Below are 25,269 nucleotides of genomic sequence, written 5' to 3'. Positions count from 1 at the left end.
AGGAGGAAGATAAGTTCCCGTAAGTGCCCGATTGGTTCTACTAACCATCAGTGGGGATAAAAAATCCCCACTGATGGAAGTTTCACTTTATCTATATGATTTTGGATTTAACGCGTCTTTTAATCCTTCCCCAATAAAGTTAATGGACAGTATTGTCAAGGTAACAGCTAATGCAGGAGGAATCCAAATCCACGGTTTATCCTGTAGTACATCAGGTTCATTTGCAAAAGATAACATATTCCCCCAGCTTGGAGTTTCAGATGGAACGCCAAACCCTAAGAAACTTAACCCGGTTTCTGCAACTATCATACTGGCAAATAAAATTGTAGCCTGAACAATGATTGTCGATAAAACATTTGGCAGTAAATGTTTTATAATCACTTTAAAAGGTGAACATCCAATCGATATTGCTGCAAGGACATATTCATTTTCTTTCTCTGCCAAAATTTTGCTCCGAACAATCCGGGCTACACCGCCCAAACTTAATCCACTAATAACCATGATCAATACCCATACGCCGCTAACCTTATTTTGAAGGATCGCGTTTAGTACGATAACGAAAACTAAGAAAGGAAATGTTAGAACAAAATCGGTAAACCGCATTAACAGATTATCAATGGTTCCTCCAAAATAACCGGCTATGGAACCAATAATCGTCCCAGTAACAATAACAAATGCCGTACAGGCAAGCCCGATAAACAAAGATATTCTTCCACCATATAACAATCTTGTAAAAACATCCCGGCCGTTCTTATCTGTACCAAGCCAATGCTCCGATGAAGGTTCCAGTGAAAATGAACCCATATTTATTCTTGTAATATCATGCGTGGTAATGTATGGTGCTAAAAAAGAAACAATACAAACAAAAACCAAGAAACATAAACTAATCATCGCCAGTTTATTTCTAATAAACTTTCTTCGAGCAATGGCCCATGGAGACATACTTTTCGGCGGCTTAATGTTCACGGCACTATTTTTATCTGTCATTATTTCCATTGCCATTCCTCCTAATCAAGCCTAATTCGCGGATCAACAATCCCGTAAAGGATATCAGCAACTAAGTTCCCGACTAATGTTAATACAGAAAACATCATCGTTAATGTCATTAAAACAGAATAGTCGCGGTTCGTTACTGAAGTTAAGAAAAGTTGTCCAATTCCGGGATAGGTGAAAATCGTTTCCGTAATAATCGCTCCGCCGACTAAGTTTACGATATCAAATCCTAAAAATGTCACTAATGGAATCACTGAGTTTCTAAAAATATGAACATTATATATTTTGCTTTCTGAAGTACCTTTTGCACGGGCTGTCCGAACATAATCTTTCCTACTGTTCTCGATAATATCATTACGTAAAAATTGTGTATAGGATGCCGTATTTAATAGTCCTAAAACGAATGCCGGCAATAACACATGATGGAATCTGCTCAGCCAGTATTCAAATGTTCCCTCAGTGACTGAAATATCAACAGATCCATTGGAAGGGAACCATCCAAGATGAAAAGAAAAAATATAAATGGCAAACACACCGGCAACAAAGGATGGTAAGGCCAGTCCGATATAGTTGGCTGCTGCAATTGTATTGTCTCCAAGTGTATATGGTTTCCGACCGGAATAGATACCCATCGCTAACGCTAAAACATAAGTAATAATTAATGAGGTCAAACTTAAAAAGATTGTATTCGGTAAACGTTCCATAATTATTTCATTTGCAGGAATTTTGTAACGGGTGGATTTACCGAAATCACCTTGAACAAAATTGGTAATCCAACGAAAGTATTGTTCATAAATGGGATCATTGTATCCAAGCTTTTCCCGCATCTGCTCAATATATTCCGGATCCGTATTTGCCGGATCAATCTCTCCACCAAGTGAGTCCCCCGGCATTAATTTTGCCAGGGAGAACACAATAATGGAGATAAGGAAAAGCATTGGAATCATAGCTAATACTCTTCGAAGTGTATATTTCAGCATATGCATTCTCCTTATCTTTCAATCAAAGGAACCATTTCATCATTATTGTTTAATCGACCATTTATGCATATCTTCCATTCCTACAGGAGTAATTTTCACACCTTGAACTTTGTTAGAAATTGCATAAACGTCATTTAGCTCCATAATTGGCAGTGCAGGTACTTCTTCGTTAAAGATTTTTTGCCATTCTACATAAAGATTTTTGCGTTTTTCTTGATCAGTACCAACGACTTCAACATCCACAGCTTGTTTCAACAACTCGTTTGCTTCTTCATTGACCCAACGAGGATAGTTCCAAACTGTATCGTCACCCCATAGTGCCCACGGATCCGGGTCAGCACCTGTACCCCATCCGCCATAGAATGCTTCCATTGTTTCATGGTCTTTTTCAATTTGATCGTAGTAGAGGTTTACTTCTGTCATTGTTAAATTCGATTTAATTCCAACTTCTTCCCAATATTGCGTAATGGCTTTGGCACGGGCCTCATATGTCGGGTTGCCGGTATCATAATGAGCAAAATTGATTTCAAACTTTTTCCCGTTTGGATCTTCACGGAAGCCGTCTCCATCCACATCTTTGTACCCGGCTTCATCCAGCAATTGTTTTGCTTTTTCCGGATCATAAGTGTAGTTGACCGGTAATTCACTGTTATCTGCAGCAATCCAATGTGCTGACGGCATTGGACGATTGACCGGATTACCTAATCCGCTAAAGAATTCTTTTACCCACTCTTCACGGTCGATTGCATATAATAATGCTTGACGTAATTGTTTGTTTGCATATTTGTCTTTATCCATTACAACTTTACCGTCTTTAAATGTGCCCAATTTGAATCCGATATAGTAGTAAGAAAGACCCGGAACTTCTTCTATTTTCACGTTTTTTAATTTTTGAATTTCCGGGAGTAATGATGGGTGGAAGGCACTCATATCCACGCCGTCGTTTTCAAGCTCACCAACGATTAATGAACCGTCGATCACTTTTACCACAACTTTATCAAGTTTCGGTTTTCCTTTCCAATAGTCGTCGAAACGAACTAACTCTACAGACTCACCCGGAATGACTTTTTGGATTTTGAACGGACCGGTTCCAATCGGGTTAACGCGTACTTGGTCAGACGCCAACCAATCATCAATATTTTTATTGCCTTTTAGGTCAGCAAAATGTTTTCTATTCAATGGATATTGCCAAATATTTTCTAAGTTATTTGCTCGAGCTTTGTCGAAAGTAATTTCAATTTCATAGTCATTAATTTTTTTCAAACCGGAAATGGAATCTGCTTTTCCTTCGTTAAATTCTTTTGCACCTTCAATCGTGTTAACATTGGACCAACGTTGATGATCCGGGCCAATCGAAGCAATTGTTTCAAGTGCAAAAATCCAGTCGTCGACAACTAACTCATCACCATTGTGCCATTTAACACCTTTTTCGAAAGTAAACTTAAATACTTTGTTATCTTTCGTTTCCCATTTAGCAATATTCGGTTGTGCTTTAATATTTTCATCAAATGTAATCAATGGATCTGTATTGAAAGTTAAAATTTCATTATCAGATTGACTATCATAGAAGTTGACATCTAATATACCTTTAAATTCAGCTTCCATCGCATACGTTAAAGTGCCTCCGTCTTGCGATCCTGATTTGTTGCCTCCGTCACTAGATTTACTTGTCTTTTTGTCCCCGCCGCCACACGCAGCTAATGCAAGCGAAAGAACAAGCATTAGCACTGTTAGCTTTAGAAATGATTTTTTCATTTTTCTCCCCCTTAATAATTTTTGCTTTTGCTAATTGTAAAGAATACATGCTACTTGATGCCCCGGCCTCACCTCCTTTAAAGTCGGTTTAGCTATTGAACACTCTTCTTTTGCCATCGGACATCTCGTATGGAATGGACAACCGGATGGCGGGTTAACCGGACTTGGAACGTCACCTTTTAAAACGATGCGTTCTTTGCTTTTTCTTGGGTCAGGTTCAGGAATGGCCGATATTAAGGCTTGTGTGTACGGATGCAGCGGTTCATTGTAAATCGAATTACGGTCAGCAATCTCCACGATGTTTCCAAGATACATAACGCCAATCCGATCACTCATATGTTTGACGACACTTAAGTCATGAGCGATAAACAAATATGTTAAGCCAAAATCTTTCTGTAATTCTTTTAATAAGTTTAATACTTGGGATTGTACAGAAACGTCCAGCGCAGAAACCGGCTCATCGGCGACAATTAATTTAGGTTTCAGCGCTAATGCCCGAGCAATTCCGATCCGTTGACGCTGACCCCCGGAAAACTCATGCGCATATTTTTCATAGGCATCTTCCGGAAGTCCGACCCGATTTAACAGGTCCATAACTTCTTCTTTTAATGCTTTTTTGTTTGACTTACCAAAGTTTTTTAAAGGTTCAGAAACAATGTCACCAATCATTTGCATTGGATTGAGGGAAGCGTAAGGATCTTGGAATACCATTTGGAAATCTTTTCTTGCTTCACGCAATGCCCTGCCTTGTATATTTGTTATATCTTTACCGTCAAATATAATTTGCCCGTCTGTCGGATTGATGAGGCGCAGGATCGTTCTGCCCGTTGTAGATTTACCACAGCCTGACTCACCTACTAATCCTAAAGTCTCCCCTTTTTTTATTTCAAAAGAAACATCATCCACCGCTTTGACATTGGCAACCGTCCTTCTGAAAAATCCGCCTTTTACAGGGTAATAGGTTTTTAAATTTTTAACTTCTAAGAGAGTTTTAAAACGATTTTTATTACTGTTTATGGTCGTAAGTTTTGGTTGTGCGTTATTCATTGTACGTTCATCCCCTCCTTAGGCCTGCTCGTTTCATATAGTAAACAAGCTACCTCATGTCCTTGTTCAGTTTCAGCCAATTGTGGAGTGACAAATGAGCACTCCGGCATCGCATGTGGACAGCGCGCAGCAAATTTACATCCAACCTTGGGCATATTTTTCAACGAAGGTACGATTCCCTTAATAGACTCAAGTACTTCTCTATCTTCATCCATTTTTGGAATTGCGCCCATTAATAGCTTCGTATATGGGTGTTTCGGATTGTAGAATAAAGTATCCACATCGGTTCTCTCAACAATCTTACCGGCGTACATGACGATAACATCATCACACATTTCTGCAACAACGCCTAAATCATGGGTAATTAGAATAATCGCCATGTCATTTGCACTTTGAATTTCTTTCAGTAATTCGAGAATTTGGGCTTGTACGGTTACATCGAGTGCAGTCGTAGGTTCGTCTGCAATGAGGAGCTTAGGTTGACATGCAATCGCCATCGCGATCATGACTCGTTGCCTCATGCCCCCTGATAATTGATGCGGATATTCGTCAACAATTTTATCCGGGCGGGAGATTCCTACACCTTTCAACAATTCAATTGATTTCTGTCTTGCTTCCTTTTTGGAAATTTCCATATGATTTAACAATACTTCTTGTAATTGATAACCAATGGTAAATACGGGATTTAATGAGGTCATCGGTTCTTGGAAAATCATTGCAATGTCTTTTCCGCGAATATTATTAATCTCATTCTCTGACATTTTCACCACGTCTTTACCGTCAAATAATATTTCGCCGCTGCAAATTTCACTAATTCCTTTTGGAAGAAGCCTCATTACCGATAGTGACAACACACTTTTTCCACATCCGGATTCACCAACAATTCCGACTACTTGGCGAGGCTTGACGGTAAATGATACGTTATCTACGGCATTATAATATTCACGATCAATTTTGAAGGCTGTTTCTAAATGATTAACCTCTAATAATGGTGCTTTTTTAGATGCATGGGTTAATTTGCTCATAATACACCTCTATCTTTTTGAATGATGATTCAGTTATTTTTTTAAAAGTATAAATTTCTGGCAAGGATGCCAATTAGTTGGAAATTTAAGATTTAAGTATAAGTGCACAAGGAAAGTTTTTTTTACAGCCGATAAAGTTTTTCGGTGAACTATGCATCAATGGTCGTTTAAGAAAGTAAACGTTCGTTCATTCGTTATTGTCTGAAAAGTTAAAAAATAACATCCATACTTTGACAAGTCTTATTATCATGATCCGGGTGATTTTCTTATAGAATAAAAAAGTTTAAAAATAAGGTGGAAAGCTTGGATTAGCCTTATTGTCCGGTTCCGGGCGCCTTCTTTAGAAAAGATACGATTCACCCATTGACATCACCTCTAGTTAAAAAATTGACTGATAATACTACAGGTATTATTACTAATTTAATATGTAAATAGCATTTTTATGAATAATAGTTTTATTTAGCCAAATTCTAATTAATGAAAAAACTCTATTTTACAATATAATATTTTGGAAACATATAAATATTCTTGTTTTGATTTGTTTTTGGTAGTTAAAAAGGGATAGGAAAAATGACCGCATAAAAATAAGGGAATGATTAGCACCAAAAAAAGTTACGGGAAAATTAACGCAAGATTTACTTTTACCATATTTACCATGAGATAAAAAATTATACAAGGAGCCGACAGGAATTCGGCTTTCTTAAGTTTAGTAATCAGGCGAAAAAATTCGGCAGTAAAATAAGGGGCCTTCAACAGGAGGAAAAAATCAACCGTAGTTATTAATCAGCAAAAGTGATTGGAGAATTTTTAACTTGAAAGTTATGAAGTTCAACAGTTTTTTCTATAATTCAACAAGTCTTTTACACTATATAAATCGTGTTAACTCATAAAAAATTATAAAAAAGTATTGAATTTCATCCGGTAAATTTGTTATAGTTTTTGATATAGTCTTTTACCTAAAATCAAAGGGGAGTAGTTTTTACAATAAAGCCGTCATTACATGGGTGGACCCCATCGGTTTTATTGGCAACCTTGCGTTGTTAACAAGACCTTTGAATTATGAAATTTACTCATAATTCAAAGGTCTTGTTCGTTTATCATAATTAAATCACTTGGAGGTAGAAAATGGATTTATCACTGTTTTTACAGTATGGCTCAGTTGTATTAATATTAGTAGTATTGGAAGGCTTGTTATCAGCTGATAATGCTCTAGTATTAGCAGTAATGGCAAAAAGTCTGCCTAAAGAGCAACAGAAAAAAGCTCTAAATATCGGTTTAGCATTCGCATTCGCTTTCCGGATTGGTGCGATTTTTATCATTTCATTTTTATTTAATGTATGGCAAGTCCAAGCAGCTGGTGCAGCCTACTTGATTTTTTTAGCGATTAAACATTTTATCAAAAATGACCATAAGGAGAAAAAGGTAAAAGAAAAGAGTTTCAAAGGTGTTGTCACTCAAATCGCTTTTGCTGATATCGCATTTGCCATTGACTCTATTTTGGCGGCCGTTGCATTAGTAATTGCCCTTCCAGCGACAAGTTTCGGTCATATTGGTGGAATAGATACAGCGCAATTTATTGTCATCGTATTGGGTGCACTTGCCGGTCTAATCATTATTCGGTTTGCATCAGCTTTATTTATCAGATTACTGACCGAGCGTCCCAGTCTGGAATCAGCAGCGATGTTAATTGTGGGATGGGTCGGTGTCAAATTGGCGGTTCATACATTAGCCCATGATGCGGTTCATCTCATTCCTCATTCATTTGTTGAAGGACCAATTTGGAACTCGATTTTCTGGGTTGTCATGATTTCGCTTGCTGTCGGCGGTTGGTTTTATTCGGGATCAAAACAAAAAGAAACTCCACTCCATAATGAAACAACTGCTAATATAACGGAAAAAGAGAAACATAGTATATAAAAGTTAATGTCCCTTATTGTTTTCATTAAAAACAATAAGGGACCAATTCTTGAGATAATATGGATACCGCTGTAAACCGTCCTCGGTTCTAGTTATGGATTTAAATCATACTTCTTCCCTTTTATTAAATAAGCAGCACTTTCAGCAATGTTCGTAATATGATCAGCCGTTCTCTCAAGGTGGCGGTTAACTAGGATTAATTGCACAAGCTGGTTTGTCTCTTCAGGATGTTCACTTAAATAAGCGCTAAGTTTTTTATAATTGGCATCACTAAGGTCGTCAATTTGATCATCCATATCCCCTACTTCTTTGGCAAGGCTGATATTTTCCTCAAAAAACGCTTGTAACGATTTCTCCAACATGCTGATACATCTATTCTTCATAGATTCAAGATCTGTTAAATGAATGAGCGAATGAACATTTCCAATCTGGATGGTTGACTTTGCAATATTCACCCCAAAGTCAGCAACACGTTCTACATCTGTAAGAATTTTTATCGCGCCGATAATCTTTCGTATATCTCTGGCCACCGGTTGCTCTTTAACAATTAACCATATCGCCAATTGGTCAATTTCATTTTGCATATCATCAATCTCATCATCATCTTCAATAACCCTTAAAGCCAGCTCAATATCTTGATTTTGAAGCGCAATAAATGACTTTTCTATTAACGTGCCTGTCAGTTCCCCCATCTCCATCATTTTTTCTTGCAGTTCCTGTAAACTACTATCAAAACTCTCCCGAACAACCATTTGAAACCTCCTCGATTCTTTTTTGCCCTTTTTCAATGACCTCTAATTTTGCGGATGTTTTGCTCACGAGACACGTTCTCACGCTGTAAGACAGGATCATCCAAACCGACCAGTTACATAATCTTCTGTTCTTTGGTCACTTGGCATGGAAAAGATTTTGCTTGTCTCATCAAATTCGATAATCTCACCATTTAAGAAGAAGGCTGTTTTATCGGATACCCGTGCCGCCTGTTGCATGTTGTGCGTTACAATGACAATCGTATAGTCCTTTTTCATTGCCGCGATCAATTCTTCAATCTTCAAAGTTGAAATCGGATCTAATGCGGAGGTTGGTTCATCCATTAAAATCACATCCGGCTTCATCGCGATTGCCCGGGCAATACAAACTCTTTGTTGCTGACCACCCGAAAGTCCGAGAGCGGAAGATTTTAACCGATCCTTTACCTCATCCCAAATCGCTGCACCACGAAGACTGTTTTCAACTATTTCATTTAAAACAGCCTTATTTTTAATCCCTTGCATTCGTGGACCATATGCGACATTATCATAAATACTCATTGGAAACAGATTCGGCTTTTGAAAGACCATACCAACCTTCGTGCGCAATTTAATAACATCATTGGATTCATATATGTTTTCATCATCGATAATAATTTCGCCGCTAATTTTTACTCCTTCAATCAAGTCATTCATCCGGTTTAACGTTCGCAAAAACGTTGACTTCCCGCATCCGGATGGACCGATTAATGCCGTTACTTCTTTTTCTTTAATATCAATTGATACATCAAAAAGAGCCTGTTTTTCACCATAAAATAAATTCAAATTCTCTACATGAATTTTTGTTTTCGTTTCAGGTGTTTCTGTTACGGTTGACTTTTCATCTTTTACCATTTTTGGTTCCAGTGTTGTTGTATACATACCCCAGTCTCCTTTTTTAATATTCGGCTTTATTCAATTTTTTTGAGATCCATGTGGCGGAAAAATTAAGTATTAAAATAATCGCAATAAGAATAATGCCAATTGCGGCTGCGAGTTCAATATCTCCGGCTTCCTGTGTGACTAAATATGAATGGACAGTAAGCGTCCGTGCTGATGAAAAAATACTTTCAGGCATGGCAGCTACCGTTCCAGCTGTTAAAAAGATGGCGGCAGATTCACCGATTATCCGTCCCATGGAAAGAATAATTCCCGATAAAATTCCCGGCATAGCACTCGGCAAAATTACTTTATATAAAGTTTGCAGTTTTGTTGTTCCTAAAGCTAACGAACCTTCCCGATAGCTTTGCGGCACCGTCTTTAACGATTCTTCTGTCGTCCGGATAATGACCGGTAAAATAATTATCGTTAATGTCAAGGACGCTGCAATAATGGACATTCCTAATTTTAAAGTCGTTACAAAAAACACCGCCCCAAACAAACCATATATAATTGATGGAATTCCAGTTAAGCTCTCGGTCGCAAAACGAATGATTCTGACCATTCTTCCTTGTTTGGCATATTCTTGCAAATAAACAGCTGCGAGTATGCCAATCGGGGTCGCGATAAGTAAGGAAATGACAATTGTGTATATCGTTGTCACCACCATTGGCCAAATTCCGCCCCCGCCTGATGGGGAATAATCACCAAAAATAAAATCAAAGCTGATAAGTCCAATTCCTTTGTAAAAAATAAAGCCAACAATGGTTACGAGTACTGCAACTGTAAGGAAAGCGGCAAACCATAATAGCCCCAGTAAAATAAGATCCTTAAGCTTTCTCAAACTTAATTACCACCTTTCGAACTGATTCTTGCCAGCACAAAATTTAATAATAAAATAAAGGAGAATAAGACGATCCCGGTGGCAAACAACATTTCTTGATGGGTTCCAAAGGCATAACCCATTTCTAATGCGATATTCGTTGTTAAAGGCCGGATACTGTCAGTCAAGCTGGTTGGGATAATCAAACTGTTTCCAGCCACTAAAATTACTGCCATTGTCTCACCAATTGCTCTTCCCATTCCTAAAACAACGGCCGTCATAATACCTGATTTTGCTGATGGTACAACAACTTTAAAAATTGTCCCAATCTGGGAAGCACCTAAAGCCAATGAACCTTCCCGGTATGATTTTGGAACAGCCCGGATAGCTGTTTCCGCAACAGTAACAACGGTCGGCAACATCATGATGGCTAAAACGAGAATAACGGCGATTAAACTCTGTCCTTTTATTAAACCGAGCTGATTTTGCAAAAAAGGAACGATAACGGCCAGCCCAAAAACGCCGTATAAAACAGATGGAATACCCGCCAACAGTTGTACGGCCGGCGAAATTATTTTTGCGATACTTTTCGGAGCAATCTCTGCCAAAAAAATCGCGGTAAATAAACCGACCGGAACCCCAATGATAAGGGCACCAATTGTAGCGTAAATGGAAGCAACGATCATAGGAAAAATGCCAAATTGATTTTCACTTGGAACCCAATCGTTGCCGAACAAAAAATCAACGATACTATATCCTTCCCCAATAAACGGCTTGGACCCTTTAAAAAACACAAATCCAATAATAAGTAAAAGGCTAATAACAGAAAGAAGTGCACAAAACAGGAAAACTTTCCCTGATAGTTTCTCCATAAAATACTTTCTTTTATTTGATTTTTCTCTTTTTACAGGTAAGGTTGACATTGTTTACTCCTCCGTGGTTGCTAGTACAAATGTTGCTTTATCTTTTGGTTACATTTTTACAGGGATCGCTCCTGTTTCCCTAACAATTTTTTGACCTTCCGAGCTTAATATAAAATCGATAAATTTTTTCCCTTCATCGGAAAGATTTTCCTCTTTATGAACAAATAAAAATGGACGGGACAGACTGTATTTTTGCCGGAGAACATTTTCTGCTGTTGCCTCGACACCATTAATACTTACTGTGTTTATCGATTCATCAATATATTCAAATGAAATAAATCCAACTGCATGTTTGTTTGTTGCAACGGTTGTTTTAATATTTCCGTTTCCGCTGGCAATAATGGAATTTCTAACCAATTCTCCGGATGAATAACCGACAATTTCTTGGAAAGCGTCACGGGAGCCTGAGCCATCTTCACGGGAAACAACAACAATTTCCAGATCATCTCCTCCAACTTCTTTCCAGTTGGTAATTTTTCCTGTAAAAATATCCTTTACTTGTGCTAATGTTAAATTTTTAACATGATTACTTGGATGGGTGACAACAACTATTCCGTCATAAGCAATCACCGTTTCCTGTAAACTCGCCTTCTCTTCCTCCTTTAAATCGCGGGAAGACATACCGATTTCCGAAACACCATTTACGGCATTGGTAATTCCTGCAGATGAGCCAATCTGGTTAATTTCTATATTTACATTGTTCTTCTCTTTATATTTTTCAGCTAATTTCTCTGCTAGTGGTCCGACTGAAGTAGAACCGGAAATGGAAATTGTAGCAGCATTTCCATTTGTTGTTCCTGATTTTTCTTCATTTTTTCCACAAGCGAATAATATAATTGTTAAAACTAGGGTAATAAGAACCATTCCTTTTCTTTTATCTATCATTTGAAAACCCCCAAGATGCACAAATTGCACAATGCTCATTTATATTCTCTCTAATTTAGAGAATAATTATGTTTTGTAAATGAGCTATTAAGTGAATGTAAAGGTTTTGTAAATTTTATTAATAGATTTGTTTGGAGTGAACAGCTATCGGCAATAATATCCCCGGAACTGTCCGGATTGATAAAGTATTTTAAATTATGTCTTGATGATTAGTTACCCAAGAAAATCCCTGTTATATTACGCAAGATTTGCATGAACAGAATGTCTAACAAAACGGCTCCATGGAGCATTTCGAGTGGAAAAATATGTAAAATGTCCCATAGAACGGCTCTATGGAACAAAATTAGAAGAAATACAAATCGAAATGTCCCATAGGATTGACCGAATCACATTCTATGGGACAAAATCGTCGGAAATTGGGGCTGAACTGTCCCATAGAACGGCTCTATGGAACAAATTTGCTATTCAAATTGGATGATTTTGGTATGTACTGATTATTTTTAATTCGGGTCGTTAAACATTCCTTATAAGTCAATCATTTATGTTCTTTATAACTTTTAAAGAAAAATTGAAAACAGTCATATAATGTTTCCCCTATATAATCAGGTAATCCGGCTGTATAGGAATTCATATAAATTGCTTGGTTTTCTATCCCTTTTTGTTCCGGATTCGGAATCGTTAAACTGCGAATATCGTCCAATATCGCCACACTGGCCCAATATTTTTCCGGATTGGCCTTCCGCATATAAGCAAACCGACCACACTCGGCACTAAGTCCGCTATCTTCCGGAATAGTAAAATGACTTAACATAAATTGGCATTGTTCTAGTTGCTGATTATCACCGTCTGCAATCATCGCATTCGTAATTAAATGATTTGCATCTTTTTTGTTAATCTCATCATTATGTTGCGGCAAATAATAATCTAAGTGAACCGCTTCACACAAATCCGCCAGCAATTCTAATCCTAGTCGGCCAAAATCATTAAACATCTGACCGCTGCCAAGATACACCTTTGCTTCATGGTGGAAATCAAAATCGTTAACTAAATCTTTAATACGGTGCTTTTCCATAAATTGAGAGAGCATTTGTTGAAAATGATTGAGTTGAATCGACTTTGTCTTCATGGAACTTCTCCTTTTCTTCCTACATTATGTAAAAATCAAAAGTCAATAAATATAGTAACACAATCATCTAGGAAAAAAGTAAATTTTATTTTATTATTCCTTTTTGTCTTTTTTATTTTCAAATGCTTCTTCAATAATAAAGAATACAATCACAACAACAATTTCAGTCATTAGTGGAATGGTTATCGATTCCATTACATCATCTACTGTATGGAGAGCAATCCAGGAAAAGAGACAGTCCAAAATCATCCGGGTAACAAATAATTTAAATTTGTTTGTTATATATGTTGATAGTAAACCAAAAAGCAGAATCGATAGGAAATCTAGAATAAGAGCGACTATAAAATATACAACTGCAAAAAGAATTAGTGACTGAATCGATTCATAATGAACGCCAAAGATGTGAAATAGTCCGGCAAAGCCAAAAAAGAAAATTCCAATTATAAAGGAAAGTGCCAAGACTACAAGAAGGATCAATGATACAATAACTAAAATCTTTTCAAAAGGCTTCAAATCAGAAAAAGAGTCGTTTTCTTTATGTTTATTCATTTATACTATCCCTTCTGTTGTCGTATTATCGTTCTTCACATTGTTCTTCCAAATCGTCTGATCGTTCGTTTAAAACTCGGTCCGCACAATATAATATAACCTTATTAGTTGATATTTTTTAAGGAAAAATACGGTTCATCGGAAGCTAACTAATTTAAAAGTTTTAAATAATTTTATCCTCTCCCTTTATAAAAATCATTGTTTATGTTTATATCAATAAAATACGAATTGAATATAAGTTGGTTTCAATTTTCCCATAAATTTATTCGTTTTTTATAACCGAGGTTGGATAAAAACCTGGAATAGAGGGTGTGAGTTGCTTTATAATTTGACGATATCATATTATTCAGGCGAGCGTTCCGTTTTCGCTGGGAGCATAATCCAGAGAGGGACAAATAATTTCTCTTAAATTTGCTTTGATTGAGTTTTCATTTATATGCAAATTCACCTTCCTTTAAAAAGTAATGCATTTCCCTTACAATTGAACTGGAAAGATTTTTCAAAAATGCAAGATGGGGGAAAAATATATGGACAAGCATGAATATATGGCTTTGGACGGGATTGGTCTTGCCCAATTGGTGAAACGAAAGGAAGTATCACCTAAAGAATTAGTTGAAGCCGCCTTTAAACGGTTAGAGGAAGTTAATCCAACGCTAAACGCGGTCATTCGTACACGGAAAGAAAAAGTATTTCAAGAAATAGCTGAACTCCGGATTGGCGAGCAAGAATTTGCCGGGGTTCCGATTGTGTTAAAAGATATATCTCAAGCTGTTAAAGGTGAGCCGTTAACATCCGGTTCCAAACTGTTTCTTGATAATATCGCCAAACGCGACTCCAATTTTGTTGCACGGCTCCGGAAAGCCGGGTTCCTTTTTATCGGTCACACAAACACGCCGGAATTTGGTTTAAAAAATATTACCGAACCGGAAGTCCACGGTCCAACACGGAATCCATGGAATACCGAATATTCTCCAGGAGGATCGAGTGGTGGTTCGGCTGCCAGTATCGCTTCAGGGATTGTTCCGATTGCCGGCGCAAGTGATGGCGGCGGTTCAATTCGGATTCCCGCTTCCTTTACAGGGCTATTCGGTTTAAAACCGACAAGGGGAAGAACTCCGGTTGGACCCGGTGTCGGCCGGCAATGGCAAGGGGCCTCGATTGATTTTGCCTTAACAAAATCTGTTCGAGATAGTGCCGCCCTTCTAGATCTTTTGCAAACAGTACAACCGGAAGCCGCCTACCAAACACCGTTATTCCCCGGCAAGTTTAAGGACGTTGTTGAAAAGCCGGAAAAGCGAAAATTCCGGATTGCGTTCACAACGGAGTCACCTGTTGGAACCCCTGTTAGTGAGGAGGCACGTCTAGCCGTGTATAAAACTATCAAATGGCTGGAAGAACAAGGTCATGAAGTAGAAGAAAAAGCAAATAATGTTGATGGAATCCGCTTAATAAAAAATTATTACATCATGAATTGTGGTGAAATGGCCGGAATGGTAGCGTCAATCGAGGAGGAGGCACTCGGAAGGCCAATTACTGCGGCGGATATGGAAATTGTTGCCTGGGTTTTGACCGTCGCAGGAAAATCGGTGACTGCAGCTGATTATACAAGAAGCCTTGATGAATGGGATGTGGCCGCAGCACAAATGGCTGAGTTTCATCGTACATATGATCTTTATTTAACCCCCGCCACAGCAAGCGCAGCACCGAAAGTAGGCGAACTCACCCAGACAGAAAAAGAAATTGCCGAACTAATGAAAGTTGGTGAGCTGACTAAGGTCGAACAGCAAAAACTTGTCTATGATATGTTCGAAGCCAGTCTTACTTACACCCCATTCACTCAACTGGCGAATCTAACCGGACAACCGGCAATTAGTGTTCCGGTTCATTTAACTGCTGCCGGACTTCCCCTCGGTGTCCAGTTCATGGCACCAAAAGGAAAAGAAGACTGGCTCCTGCAACTTGCCGCACAAATAGAACAGTCTGAACTATGGATAGGGATGAAAGGGAATCCGTTGCTTTAAAACCCCGAGGAGGGTCTGCTGCTTCAAATTTGAATGACAGACCCTCCAAATCTTTTAGTAAAGTGAACTAACTTTTATCAACCTTATATTTTCCACAAATAAATACATGATTACACACGGACATTTTTCAACTTCAAGCCAATCGCCCATCTCCACCCAAAAACTAGGGCCACCGCCAAGACAATCATATATAAATATATTCCAAACGGAAGATATAAGCTTAAATAATGCAAACCAAAGAACGGTAAAATGATGAGCATGAGGCCAAAAATATACCAAGAATCACTTTCTTTCGCTGCCTCAAATGGTTCTGAAAACGGCATGGTAATTTTTCTGAACAAAAAGCAAATTAAGGTGTACAGACACGATGTTAAAAAGACAATGACCAAATCCGGTATAATACGAACGCCAAATATAGCGGCAAAAATCACGCTTAACAGGACATAGATAGGAACGTACAACCTGACCAGAAACGCCTTTAATGTCCCGCTAATGATCATTTCCATATTTTGAACTGGAATCACTTGAAAAATCCAGGCTCCTTTATATTTGCCGGAAAAACTTAGCAATAGTACAACAGACGGAATGACAATCATCGCAAAATAGATGGAAAGATACAAGTTGCTTGCAGCTGTTTCGGCAAAAGGTTGCGAGGCGATTTGGTTAAAAAATAGGATAAATGGAATAACAATTGAAAACCCAAGCGATGGGTAGACTCTTAACTTAAAATCGCGTTCCGTTTTCATCATGATGCCGGCAAAGCAAAAAGACGCGCGTTCCGTTTGGTCTCGGCAAATCAGTTTCAGCAAACTTTTTCCAATTTTTCCTCGTTTCTTTTCTTTTTGCGCTTGAAGTGCTGACAGTTTTTCCAAGCTTTTTTCAAATGAAGGTATCAACCGAAGATAAAGGAGAAAGGAAGCAATTGGGATCAGTACAGCAAAAACACTGAGAACAACCATTGTCGGACTGAACACGTGATTTAAAAACATTTCATAAGGTGCTGCAAACCAGATTGGCGGAATAAAAAGATGCCACCATTTTGGAATAAAAACAATATCAAGATTAACAAGCTCAAATGAACGCACAACAACTTGATAGCCCACCATAATCGAGAGCGAAAGTATTATTTGTACATAGTTAATTATATCCTTTAGTTTCTCACCGTCGAAAAACTTTAAAATTGCCATATAGATCAGCGCCGTGATGACAACAATAAACATATTTAGTAAAATTAATTCAATAACAGTAATAAGGAAAAAGATCGCGCCGTGCCGAAATAAACCGGCCAGCACCGGAATCCCGACAAGTGCAGCAGTTAATAACAGCAAATAAAACATAACATGAACATTTTTCGCCATATTAATTGTTTTTCGGTCAATTGGTCTTGTATATAAAATATTTTTATCGCGAATATCCAAAAGCACCGTTGAAAAATCCGATACCATCGTCGTCATCACCATAAACATGATGATCCCAAAAATCAAACTCATTTGAAATAAATAATTCCCGCCTAAAAAAATAAACGGCAGCAAAAATAAACTCATCAATAAGTAGACCCATAACGATTTGATGAATCCATTGCTTTCTTTTTTCACGGTCCCGTCTTTTTTCTTATTTTGGTTGAAGATCGTTGGGACTCTACGCTCATCCATAATCATCTTCACTTGTAAAATTTTCCTCATTACCGAATAATTAACACCCATGCGGTCAAAAAACCATTGCAACTTGTCCAACACTTTTAATCTTTTAAAATCTCTCGTCTCCATTATTACACCTCTTGAACGAGCGAAACGAATCTTCTTCCAATTTCTTCATGGTTATGAAACCCGGTTAATTGATTGAAAATTTCTTCCAGTGTTCCGCCCTGTTTCTTTTGTAACTCGGCAAAAGATCCATCTGCAACAATCTGTCCGTCATTCAGCAAAACAATACGACTGCTGATTTTTTCAACGACATCCATAATATGAGATGAATAAAAAATCGTTTTTCCCTGTGCAGCCAGTTCAGCCAATATTTCCTTAAAGACCATAACACTATTCGCATCTAACCCGTTAATCGGTTCATCCAGAAAAAGCAGCTCCGGATTATGAAGAAGGCTTGAAATAATCAGCAGCTTTTGCCTCATCCCTTTTGAGTAGGAAGCAATTCTCGTATGAAAAACCTCGCCAATGCCAAACAGATCCATTAATCCTTTGGCCTTATATTCGACTAAGTCATGGTTTAGCCCATATAGCTCGCCAACAAATGTTAAATACTCATAACCTGTTAAATTATCATAAACATCGGCCATCTCGGGTACATACCCAATTTTTTTCTTATAGCTAATATCACCATTAGAAATATCACGGCCAAATATTTTTATTTCTCCAGAATAATCCCCTTCCAAACCGAGCAAAATCTTGACCGTCGTACTCTTCCCCGCACCGTTTGGACCGATATATCCGATAATTTGCCCACGGTAAACGTCCAGATCCACCCCTTTCAAAACTTCCTTCTCTCCAAAATTTTTACGCAAATTACGAATTGATAAGACTTCCTCACTCATGAATATCACCTGCTTTTCTTAACTTTATAATTATTTTCGGGATAAGGAAAATAGGCCTTGTCCGTTTATTTTTCATATTATTTGTCGATTTCCTCCGATTAACATATAATTTTGGAAAGCCCTCCTTGTGGCAAAGGAAGCGGAATTTGAAAATTTACATGGCCTCCCTATAATTGGAAACCTCATGAGTTTGAAATCTCCTTACTTATTTCCTGTATAAAACATATCCTTTAGTTTATTTTGGATTAGTACTCTAATCATAACATTGGATTAGTACTCTAATCATAACAAATAATCAGTGTTTATGCGGCTTTTTTATTGCTATTTTTATTTTTAACCACAAATATTTTTAGGTACGAAACTAAGAGTATATTATAATAAATATATCTAGTTTTTTATGAGGAGATTTATTATGAAAAAGAAAATTAAAGTAGTTGCAGGCGTTATAGAAAATGACCAAGGTGAGATTCTTTGTGCATTAAGGTCACCGAAAATGTCAATTTCAAATCATTGGGAATTTCCCGGTGGCAAGGTCGAAGCGGATGAGGATGTTTTTACGGCACTAAAGCGAGAAATAGAAGAAGAATTTAAATGTAAAATTGAGACTTTTGATATTCATAATGAAAACATTCATGAATACGAAACTTTTATTATTCATTTAATTGCAATAAAGGCAAAAATTATTGAAGGAAATCCTGTACCAGTTGAACATTCAAAATTCATTTGGCTAAAAAAGGAAAATCTAAATTCACTTGTTTGGGCACCCGCAGATATCCCAGCAGTAAAATTATTAATGAATGAAAAGTAGTCTTCTCAAATACGAGAAGACTATACCATTTGTGTAAATTCAGTATATAGATTGGCAGGAATTTCATGCTCCAGTTCAAGTTTTACTGTAATTGGCTTTTCTCCTTCATAATGAACCGTATTCCCCTTACCAATGTAAATATACGGTTCTGTTTTTCCATCTATTTCCCGATATTTCCGAGCAAATAAATGAAGATGGATACCCCGCACTTGATTGAAAATAATACTTTGCCCTCTTTCAGAAGATTGTGCCGTGCTATTTGGGGTTTGCCATTGAAAATACCGCCTATCAATAAATTTATCTTTGTAATTAATACTTTCTTTAATATTAGCTTCTTTATGCAAATCAATAAAAAGAAAATATTCATTTCCATTTGTTAAGAGACCGGATCCTCTAAACGAACTGTGTACTTTGCGATAATTTGATAAAAGGGCGACATCCATCATTTGATATTGTTCATATAATTTGAAATGAGGTACACCATAATAATCCCGTTTGAATTCCTTCTCATATCTAAATATGCCATAATGAATGACATCTTTTATATATTTACGATATTGGTCATGTTGAAGGACAAGATAAAACATTTCTGTTCTTGACACTTTACCATTTTTAATTTCAAGAAGTTTGGCACCCCGATTAATTTGTCCTCTATCACAATAATCCTGGTTCAACACTTCAAAAGCATGGCGAATACTATCGTCATCAACCTTTTCAACGTGTTTTAAAATCTCGCTTTTTGCCTCTTTCATCGTAATTTCATGTTGCTCAAGCAAAATTTTAAGAATAACAAACTCATAGATTCGCTTTAAAGGTAGTCTTGCTGACAAATCTTTTAAAGTTCTTTCAAAGGCATCATTCAGTAATAATTTTTTGATTCCTTCTTTCTTCTCAGTTTTTGCAAGGAAGTGTAAATAGGTCTTTTCTCGATTAATAAATTTTACTGGATCGGGTGCGCCATCATATTTTAAATAATCCATTAAAAGATAAGGAATTTTCCTTTGATTCATTTTTTTAAATTCAAAATACTCCTCACGTAAATATTTTAATGAATTAAAATTTTCCCGATCAATTTGTTCGAGAATGCGTTCTTTCGATATTTCATCCATTTGAATATGAGTTGCACCCGGCATATTGGCAAATCCTGTAGACACTGCCACTTTTAAGCTTTCTTTATCGTAATAACGACTTCCATTCAAAGCTATTGCAATTAAGAAAACCTTTGAGTGATTGCCAATAAAATCAAGAACCGTCAAAAATGACTTACTTTCATGCTTTCTTAATCCCCTACCTAACTGCTGAATAAAAACAATAGGAGAACTTGTCGGCCGTAACATGAGGACGGTATTAATTGAGGGAATGTCCACTCCTTCGTTAAAAATATCTACAGAAAAAATAACTTGAAGTTCATCCTTATCATCTTCTAATCGATTAATAAAATAAGTTCTTTCATCAGGGGAATGTTCACCATGTAAATAGACACTAGGATAACCTCGCTTAGTAAACTCATCAGCCATATACTTTGCATGTTCGATACTTGCGCAAAACCCTAAACATTTTCGTTTGTCCCCATCATGACTATAAAAATTCATTCTTTCAATAATGAAATCTACCCGTTTATTTACATTTAACCGCTTTGTTATTTCGGCAATATCGTCAATATCCACATCACTTAAATCTATCCCCTCAATATCTGTAATTCCAAAATAATGGAAAGGGATAATTAAATTTTCTTCTAAAGCCTCATGTAATCGAACTTCAATAGCCACATTATTATTAAATAGTTCAAACACATTCATATTGTCACTACGTTCAGGTGTTGCGGTCATCCCTAGCATAAATTTTGGGATGAAATAATTCATAACAATTTGATAACTGGGACTTGTTGTGTGATGAGCCTCATCGTAAATAATATATTCGAACTCTTCTTTTCCAAATTCGTGATAACATCTAGAAAGAGTTTGAATCGTTGAAAAAATATAATCAGCATTCTTGTCTTTTGTATTTCCTGTTAACAATCCAAAAGTAATATTTTCATTGGGTAATAAAAATTTGAATGTCTCCAGCGCTTTCTTTAAAATTTCTTCCCTATGAACGACAAATAGTAGTTTTTTAGGCTTATAATTTTTCACATCAAAAGCTGACATATATGTTTTTCCTGTTCCAGTCGCAGCAATAACCAACGCTTTCGATTCTCCATAATTTCTCAATCGCTCAAGGCTTTCAATCGCCCTTTTTTGCATTCGATTGGGAACAATATAATTTCTTTCAAATGTTAATTGAGACATTGGCCTTGACTTGTTTATTGTCTTTAGGAAGTTTTGATATTCGTTTAAAAATTCATCAGTTGCTTCTTCACTTATTTTCCACAAATAGTTATATTCTTTTAAAACTTCTTTTATAAAATTCGATTCATTTTTGGAGACAATTTCAACATTCCACTCAATATTACTTTTTAATGCACTTTGCGTAATATTTGCGGATCCAATGATTATTTTAAATGTATCTTGATATTCAAAAATGTAAACTTTTGTATGAAACCCTTTTTCATCAAAATTATGAAATACCTTTAAGTCTATATTATTAAAGGTACGAATTTTCTCTAGCGCCTTGACCTCGGTGAAATTTAAATATGTAGAAGTAATTATTTTTCCTTTTATCTCTCTATACTCCGCTTCTTTTAAGGAATCTAAAAGTAACTGAAGACCACTGAAATTAATAAAGGCCACACTAAAATAGAAAGATTCACACTCATTTAATGATTTGATTAATTCATTTAATAAATTGCCATTATTAGAATTTACAATTAACCGTTTATCTGTTTCCATTTTAAAACCCCTACAAAGTTATTCAATTATTTTTATTTGATCATCATTTACATTTCCCAATAAATCACAATAAACAATTGTTATATATAATATTAGTGTAATCACTTTCTTGTTGTCGTTCCATACTTTTTTCCAAACATCTGTTACTTCCATTATAATTGAATTTGGCAAATACTAAAGCCATATTTCATTATTCATTTATGAAAACTTAAGCAAAATTTCATAATTTATATATATTTTGACTCACAGATGCAATATTTTGTTCAAATGAAACAGATTAAAATTATATTTAAGAAGCTATGGTGTAAATATTTACATAAACAGAAATTAATTGAAACATTTGTTTGGTTATGATATAATATTTTTGAAAATTCGAATCACGATTATGTTAATATTATACTCTGTAGCGTTTATGTAAAGTTGCCAAAAGAAAAAAAAGACGGATTAACGATTTAAAAATGCTGTTTGAAGGAATTATCATTGGAGGCGGTTCAATATTGCGGGGAAATTTTAAGTCTATTAAAATCATTTACTGATGAAGATTTCATGAAAGCACATGAAGATGCAGACGGAAATCTATTTACTATACATCAATATGTTAACGATTTTATTTGGCATGATCAACATCATATTGGACAGATGAAAAATTTTATGAGCAATTAGTATAAGACGGTGCCTGACTGGAGCAGGCAAAGGATTAAGGTGATTAGTAAATTTTTTACATAGTGGGAATCTCAATATCGAAGGGGAATCAAATTGCATAAAAAACAAATGTTTTTGACCCGTTTTACTCATCACCCGCGATTCACTTTTTTGATTGCTGTGGTGATTACCATCTTATTAGGACTAGCATCGAGGAAGTACAGTCAGATGCTCCCATTATTTATTGCAGAAAATGCCGGGGATACAATTTGGGCTGGGATGGTGTATTTCGGTTTTCGGTTCCTATTCGTGGGAAGGAGCCGGTTAACAGCTATTATTCTTAGTTTTTTGTTTAGCTATACTATCGAATTTAGTCAACTGTATCAAGCAGTTTGGGTTAATCAGATTCGGGGGACTGTACTGGGCTCATTAATTTTAGGGAAAGGATTTCTTGTTGTGGATTTGTTTCGATATACGGTAGGGATCATTACTGCAGCTCTTGTAGATAGGGTCTGTCTCAACTGTTTCATGTAAGAAGTGGCTAAGGAACTTTGATGAGCGCAGGAGTTATAAGTGCGGTCTTCCTCAACTATTTACATGTACGAAGGGACAGACACCTTTAGCCGGGTCTAGCTTGTACCGTGGGTCAGACCCGTTCCCAAAATCGCCTCTCTGCAATGACAGCAATAAATTCATCTTTAAAGTTCGGATTATTTTTAGCAAATACAACGCCTAATAAATTATTTTCTCCCGATACCGGAAGATATTTCTCAGCATTCGTTGCAACTCCGATTGGTTTATAATGTTTATATACTTCTATGGAAAAATTCATCATCTCTTGGTTGAATTTCTTTTCTCGTTTCGAACTTCCTCCAACAACATAAAGTGCATCATATAAATTCGGATTTGTTGTTAAAAAAGTTTGGCTGACAGTGATTTTTGTTCCGTCAACTCCAGTTATTGTTCCTAGCTTTTCACTAATAAAATCTATAAAGATGCCGTGTTTCTTGAGTGCATGAATGACATCCCCTACTTCTTCATCGTCAAAATTATGACCTATCAAAATGCCAACTCTTAATGTTATTGGATATTTCGTTGCATTTGCTATACTTAAGGATGGGAAATAAGATGTGACTGAAACTTGGTTACCTCCGCTTGGTGGCTCGACTCCTACATAATCAGCTATCATGGTGGCCATTCCTGCATCCACATGGCTAAGCATTTGTATAGCTTTCTCACGAATTGAGTGACTTTGAACTTTACTGAGTTGAAAACAAAGTGCTTGAATCAAATGCTGTTTTTCAATAAACGATAAACTATTCCAGAAAATTTTTGGCTGAGAAAAGTAATCTTTAAATGAATCAGGGACAGCTTTAACTTTATAGCCCTCGACCTTCTCCGGATAATGCGTATAGCCGCCTTCGCTTGGATGAGATGGAACTGGAAAATTATTGGCCAGAGAATTTTTCTGGTAATTTACTCTGTCAACAGAAATGAAATGCTTCATATATCCCCTTTGCATATAATTATGAACCAGGCAAACCGAACGATTAATCGGGATTTCATTAAAGTTTGGGCTACCCAGTCGATGCATTTGTGTGTCCCTATAGGCAAATAATCTTCCTTGTAAAATCGGATCATCTGAAAAATCTATTCCCGGAATGACATTGGCCGGATTAAATGCCACTTGTTCTACTTCTGAAAAATAATTATCTACATTCCGATTTAAAGTCATTTTACCAATAACGTCTACAGGGACAACCTCTTCCGGCCATAGCTTTGTCGGATCTAAAATATCGAAATCAAATTCAGCCGAATCCCCTTCTTCAAGTATCTGCACACCTAGTTCATATTCAGGGAATGCGCCGTATTCAATCGCATCCCACAAATCCCTGCGATGATAGTCGGGATCAATACCGGCAATGATTTGTGCTTCATCTAACAATAAAGAATGGACACCAAGGACAGGTTTCCATTGAAATCTGACATATGTTGATTTCCCACTTTCATTTACAAAACGAAATGTATTTATACTAAACCCCTGCATCATTCGCCAACTTCTTGGAGCCGTTCGATCTGACATTGCCCACATAACGAAATGAGTTGATTCCGGATTGTTCACAACAAAATCCCAAAAATTATCATGTGCAGAGGATGCTTGCGGGATATCATTATGGGGCTCTGGGTTCAGTGCATGAATCGCATCCGCAAACTTATAGGCATCGTGGAGTATGAAGACCGGTACCGAAAACATTAGTAAATCATAATTCCCATCTTCCGTATAAAACTTAGTTGAAAACCCACGTGGCCCTAGTGTTGTATCACTTGACCCTTTATTTCCTTGCAAATTTGAAAACCGGACAAAAACAGGCGTCTTTGCCCCACGTTCTTGAAGAAAACAAGCTTTTGTATATTGCTGCATTGATTTATAACATTCAAACTCGCCATGCGCCCCAAACCCTCTTGCCTGTACAACTCGCTCAGGTATCCTTTCATGGTCGAAATGCATTTGTTTTTCAAAGAAATGGATATCCTCCATTAAATTTGGACCACGAACTCCTGCTTTTAATGTATATTCATTGTTGGAGATCTTTACCCCTTCATTAGACGTTAGCCTCTTTCCTTTATTGGTAACACGGAACTGATTGAGTTGATCTGTTTTACGATTCCCACTCAACTTCTTGAAGTTCTTTGAATCACCCATGGAATCCCCCTCATATTAGTAAATTTCCATT

22 protein-coding genes are annotated in these 25,269 nt (G+C 36.8%); 6 read left to right on the top strand and 16 right to left on the bottom strand.

Translation table 11 applies throughout. The features are described from left to right. Positions 1 to 87: 87 nt before the first annotated feature. From opp4C to LIZ98_RS02305, 5 genes are read right to left on the bottom strand one after another with little or no spacing between them, the layout of a single operon-like run. Positions 88 to 996 (bottom strand): oligopeptide ABC transporter permease, encoded by a 909-nt coding sequence (opp4C, locus tag LIZ98_RS02325; RefSeq protein WP_227138779.1) that lies wholly within the window; start codon positions 994 to 996, stop codon positions 88 to 90. An 11-nt stretch (positions 997 to 1,007) separates the two neighbouring features. Then, positions 1,008 to 1,973 carry an oligopeptide ABC transporter permease gene (gene opp4B / locus LIZ98_RS02320; RefSeq protein ID WP_041848201.1) on the bottom strand — a complete coding sequence of 322 codons (966 nt, stop codon included), beginning with the start codon at positions 1,971 to 1,973 and terminating at the stop codon, positions 1,008 to 1,010. A gap of 42 nt (positions 1,974 to 2,015) precedes the next feature. Continuing rightward, positions 2,016 to 3,728, bottom strand: a complete 1,713-nt coding sequence (gene opp4A / locus LIZ98_RS02315; RefSeq protein ID WP_227138778.1) for an oligopeptide ABC transporter substrate-binding protein — start codon at positions 3,726 to 3,728, stop codon at positions 2,016 to 2,018. A 30-nt stretch (positions 3,729 to 3,758) separates the two neighbouring features. Then, positions 3,759 to 4,775, bottom strand: coding sequence for an ABC transporter ATP-binding protein (locus LIZ98_RS02310; RefSeq protein ID WP_051989022.1), 1,017 nt, complete (start codon positions 4,773 to 4,775; stop codon positions 3,759 to 3,761). Further along, on the bottom strand, positions 4,772 to 5,800 hold the full coding sequence (locus LIZ98_RS02305) for an ABC transporter ATP-binding protein (RefSeq protein WP_041902093.1): 1,029 nt from the start codon (positions 5,798 to 5,800) through the stop codon (positions 4,772 to 4,774). Before LIZ98_RS02305 ends, LIZ98_RS02310 begins: the two co-directional genes overlap by 4 nt. Before the next feature lie 1,125 nt (positions 5,801 to 6,925). Between LIZ98_RS02305 and LIZ98_RS02300 the strand changes: the two genes are divergently transcribed. Then, entirely contained in the window at positions 6,926 to 7,717 is a 792-nt protein-coding gene (locus LIZ98_RS02300; protein WP_041845969.1) for a TerC family protein, read from the top strand. Positions 7,718 to 7,809: 92 nt separating this feature from the next. On the opposite strand, the gene phoU is transcribed toward LIZ98_RS02300, so the two are convergent. The 5 genes from phoU to LIZ98_RS02275 all read right to left on the bottom strand — a co-directional run bounded on the left by phoU (position 7,810) and on the right by LIZ98_RS02275 (position 12,015). Beyond that, positions 7,810 to 8,469, bottom strand: a complete 660-nt coding sequence (gene phoU / locus LIZ98_RS02295) for a phosphate signaling complex protein PhoU (protein WP_034768902.1) — start codon at positions 8,467 to 8,469, stop codon at positions 7,810 to 7,812. 96 nt (positions 8,470 to 8,565) lie between these two features. After that, positions 8,566 to 9,360: a phosphate ABC transporter ATP-binding protein PstB gene (gene pstB, locus LIZ98_RS02290; RefSeq protein WP_041902108.1), complete on the bottom strand. Its 795-nt coding sequence runs from the start codon at positions 9,358 to 9,360 to the stop codon at positions 8,566 to 8,568. Positions 9,361 to 9,403: 43 nt separating this feature from the next. Beyond that, positions 9,404 to 10,228 carry a phosphate ABC transporter permease PstA gene (pstA, locus tag LIZ98_RS02285; protein WP_108897751.1) on the bottom strand — a complete coding sequence of 275 codons (825 nt, stop codon included), beginning with the start codon at positions 10,226 to 10,228 and terminating at the stop codon, positions 9,404 to 9,406. A 2-nt stretch (positions 10,229 to 10,230) separates the two neighbouring features. Next, positions 10,231 to 11,130, bottom strand: a complete 900-nt coding sequence (gene pstC, locus LIZ98_RS02280; protein ID WP_034768899.1) for a phosphate ABC transporter permease subunit PstC — start codon at positions 11,128 to 11,130, stop codon at positions 10,231 to 10,233. A gap of 48 nt (positions 11,131 to 11,178) precedes the next feature. Continuing rightward, on the bottom strand, positions 11,179 to 12,015 hold the full coding sequence (locus tag LIZ98_RS02275; protein WP_041845967.1) for a phosphate ABC transporter substrate-binding protein: 837 nt from the start codon (positions 12,013 to 12,015) through the stop codon (positions 11,179 to 11,181). Positions 12,016 to 12,310: 295 nt separating this feature from the next. On the opposite strand from LIZ98_RS02275, the gene LIZ98_RS02270 reads away from it, so the two are divergent. Then, a complete protein-coding gene (locus LIZ98_RS02270) occupies positions 12,311 to 12,493 on the top strand; it encodes a hypothetical protein (protein WP_227138777.1) in 183 nt (60 codons plus the stop codon). Between the two features lie 57 nt (positions 12,494 to 12,550). Here LIZ98_RS02270 and LIZ98_RS02265 read toward each other — a convergent pair whose 3' ends face one another. Together LIZ98_RS02265 and LIZ98_RS02260 are read right to left on the bottom strand one after the other, a co-directional pair. After that, the gene (locus tag LIZ98_RS02265; protein WP_034768895.1) at positions 12,551 to 13,141 is read right to left on the bottom strand and encodes a nucleoside 2-deoxyribosyltransferase; all 591 of its coding nucleotides are present in this window, start codon (positions 13,139 to 13,141) and stop codon (positions 12,551 to 12,553) included. Between the two features lie 93 nt (positions 13,142 to 13,234). Next, positions 13,235 to 13,690, bottom strand: a complete 456-nt coding sequence (locus LIZ98_RS02260; RefSeq protein ID WP_041845966.1) for a YrvL family regulatory protein — start codon at positions 13,688 to 13,690, stop codon at positions 13,235 to 13,237. Between the two features lie 527 nt (positions 13,691 to 14,217). Between LIZ98_RS02260 and LIZ98_RS02255 the strand changes: the two genes are divergently transcribed. Continuing rightward, on the top strand, positions 14,218 to 15,711 hold the full coding sequence (locus tag LIZ98_RS02255; protein ID WP_227138776.1) for an amidase: 1,494 nt from the start codon (positions 14,218 to 14,220) through the stop codon (positions 15,709 to 15,711). A gap of 110 nt (positions 15,712 to 15,821) precedes the next feature. Here LIZ98_RS02255 and LIZ98_RS02250 read toward each other — a convergent pair whose 3' ends face one another. Continuing rightward, positions 15,822 to 17,477: an ABC-2 family transporter permease gene (locus LIZ98_RS02250; protein WP_227138775.1), complete on the bottom strand. Its 1,656-nt coding sequence runs from the start codon at positions 17,475 to 17,477 to the stop codon at positions 15,822 to 15,824. Positions 17,478 to 17,479: 2 nt separating this feature from the next. Then, the gene (locus LIZ98_RS02245; protein ID WP_095141388.1) at positions 17,480 to 18,256 is read right to left on the bottom strand and encodes an ABC transporter ATP-binding protein; all 777 of its coding nucleotides are present in this window, start codon (positions 18,254 to 18,256) and stop codon (positions 17,480 to 17,482) included. Positions 18,257 to 18,668: 412 nt separating this feature from the next. Here LIZ98_RS02245 and LIZ98_RS02240 point away from each other — a divergent pair, with 412 nt between their 5' ends. Then, a complete protein-coding gene (locus tag LIZ98_RS02240; RefSeq protein ID WP_034768884.1) occupies positions 18,669 to 19,064 on the top strand; it encodes a (deoxy)nucleoside triphosphate pyrophosphohydrolase in 396 nt (131 codons plus the stop codon). Positions 19,065 to 19,084: 20 nt separating this feature from the next. Here the strand turns inward: LIZ98_RS02240 and LIZ98_RS02235 are convergent, their stop codons facing one another. Continuing rightward, positions 19,085 to 21,892, bottom strand: a complete 2,808-nt coding sequence (locus LIZ98_RS02235; RefSeq protein WP_095141387.1) for a DEAD/DEAH box helicase — start codon at positions 21,890 to 21,892, stop codon at positions 19,085 to 19,087. 480 nt (positions 21,893 to 22,372) lie between these two features. Between LIZ98_RS02235 and LIZ98_RS02230 the strand changes: the two genes are divergently transcribed. Then, a complete protein-coding gene (locus tag LIZ98_RS02230; protein ID WP_227138774.1) occupies positions 22,373 to 22,555 on the top strand; it encodes a DinB family protein in 183 nt (60 codons plus the stop codon). A gap of 108 nt (positions 22,556 to 22,663) precedes the next feature. Next, complete coding sequence (locus LIZ98_RS02225) at positions 22,664 to 23,068, top strand: ribosomal maturation YjgA family protein (RefSeq protein ID WP_227138780.1); 405 nt, start codon at positions 22,664 to 22,666, stop codon at positions 23,066 to 23,068. 112 nt (positions 23,069 to 23,180) lie between these two features. Here LIZ98_RS02225 and LIZ98_RS02220 read toward each other — a convergent pair whose 3' ends face one another. Beyond that, positions 23,181 to 25,238, bottom strand: coding sequence for a catalase (locus tag LIZ98_RS02220; protein WP_227138773.1), 2,058 nt, complete (start codon positions 25,236 to 25,238; stop codon positions 23,181 to 23,183). Positions 25,239 to 25,269 lie beyond the last annotated feature (31 nt).

This window comes from Caldibacillus sp. 210928-DFI.2.18 (assembly GCF_020554505.1).
Taxonomy (GTDB): Bacteria; Bacillota; Bacilli; order Bacillales; family Caldibacillaceae; genus Caldifermentibacillus; species Caldifermentibacillus hisashii.
Note: the sequence above shows the minus strand (reverse complement) of the source record. Positions and strands in the feature narration are given on the sequence as shown.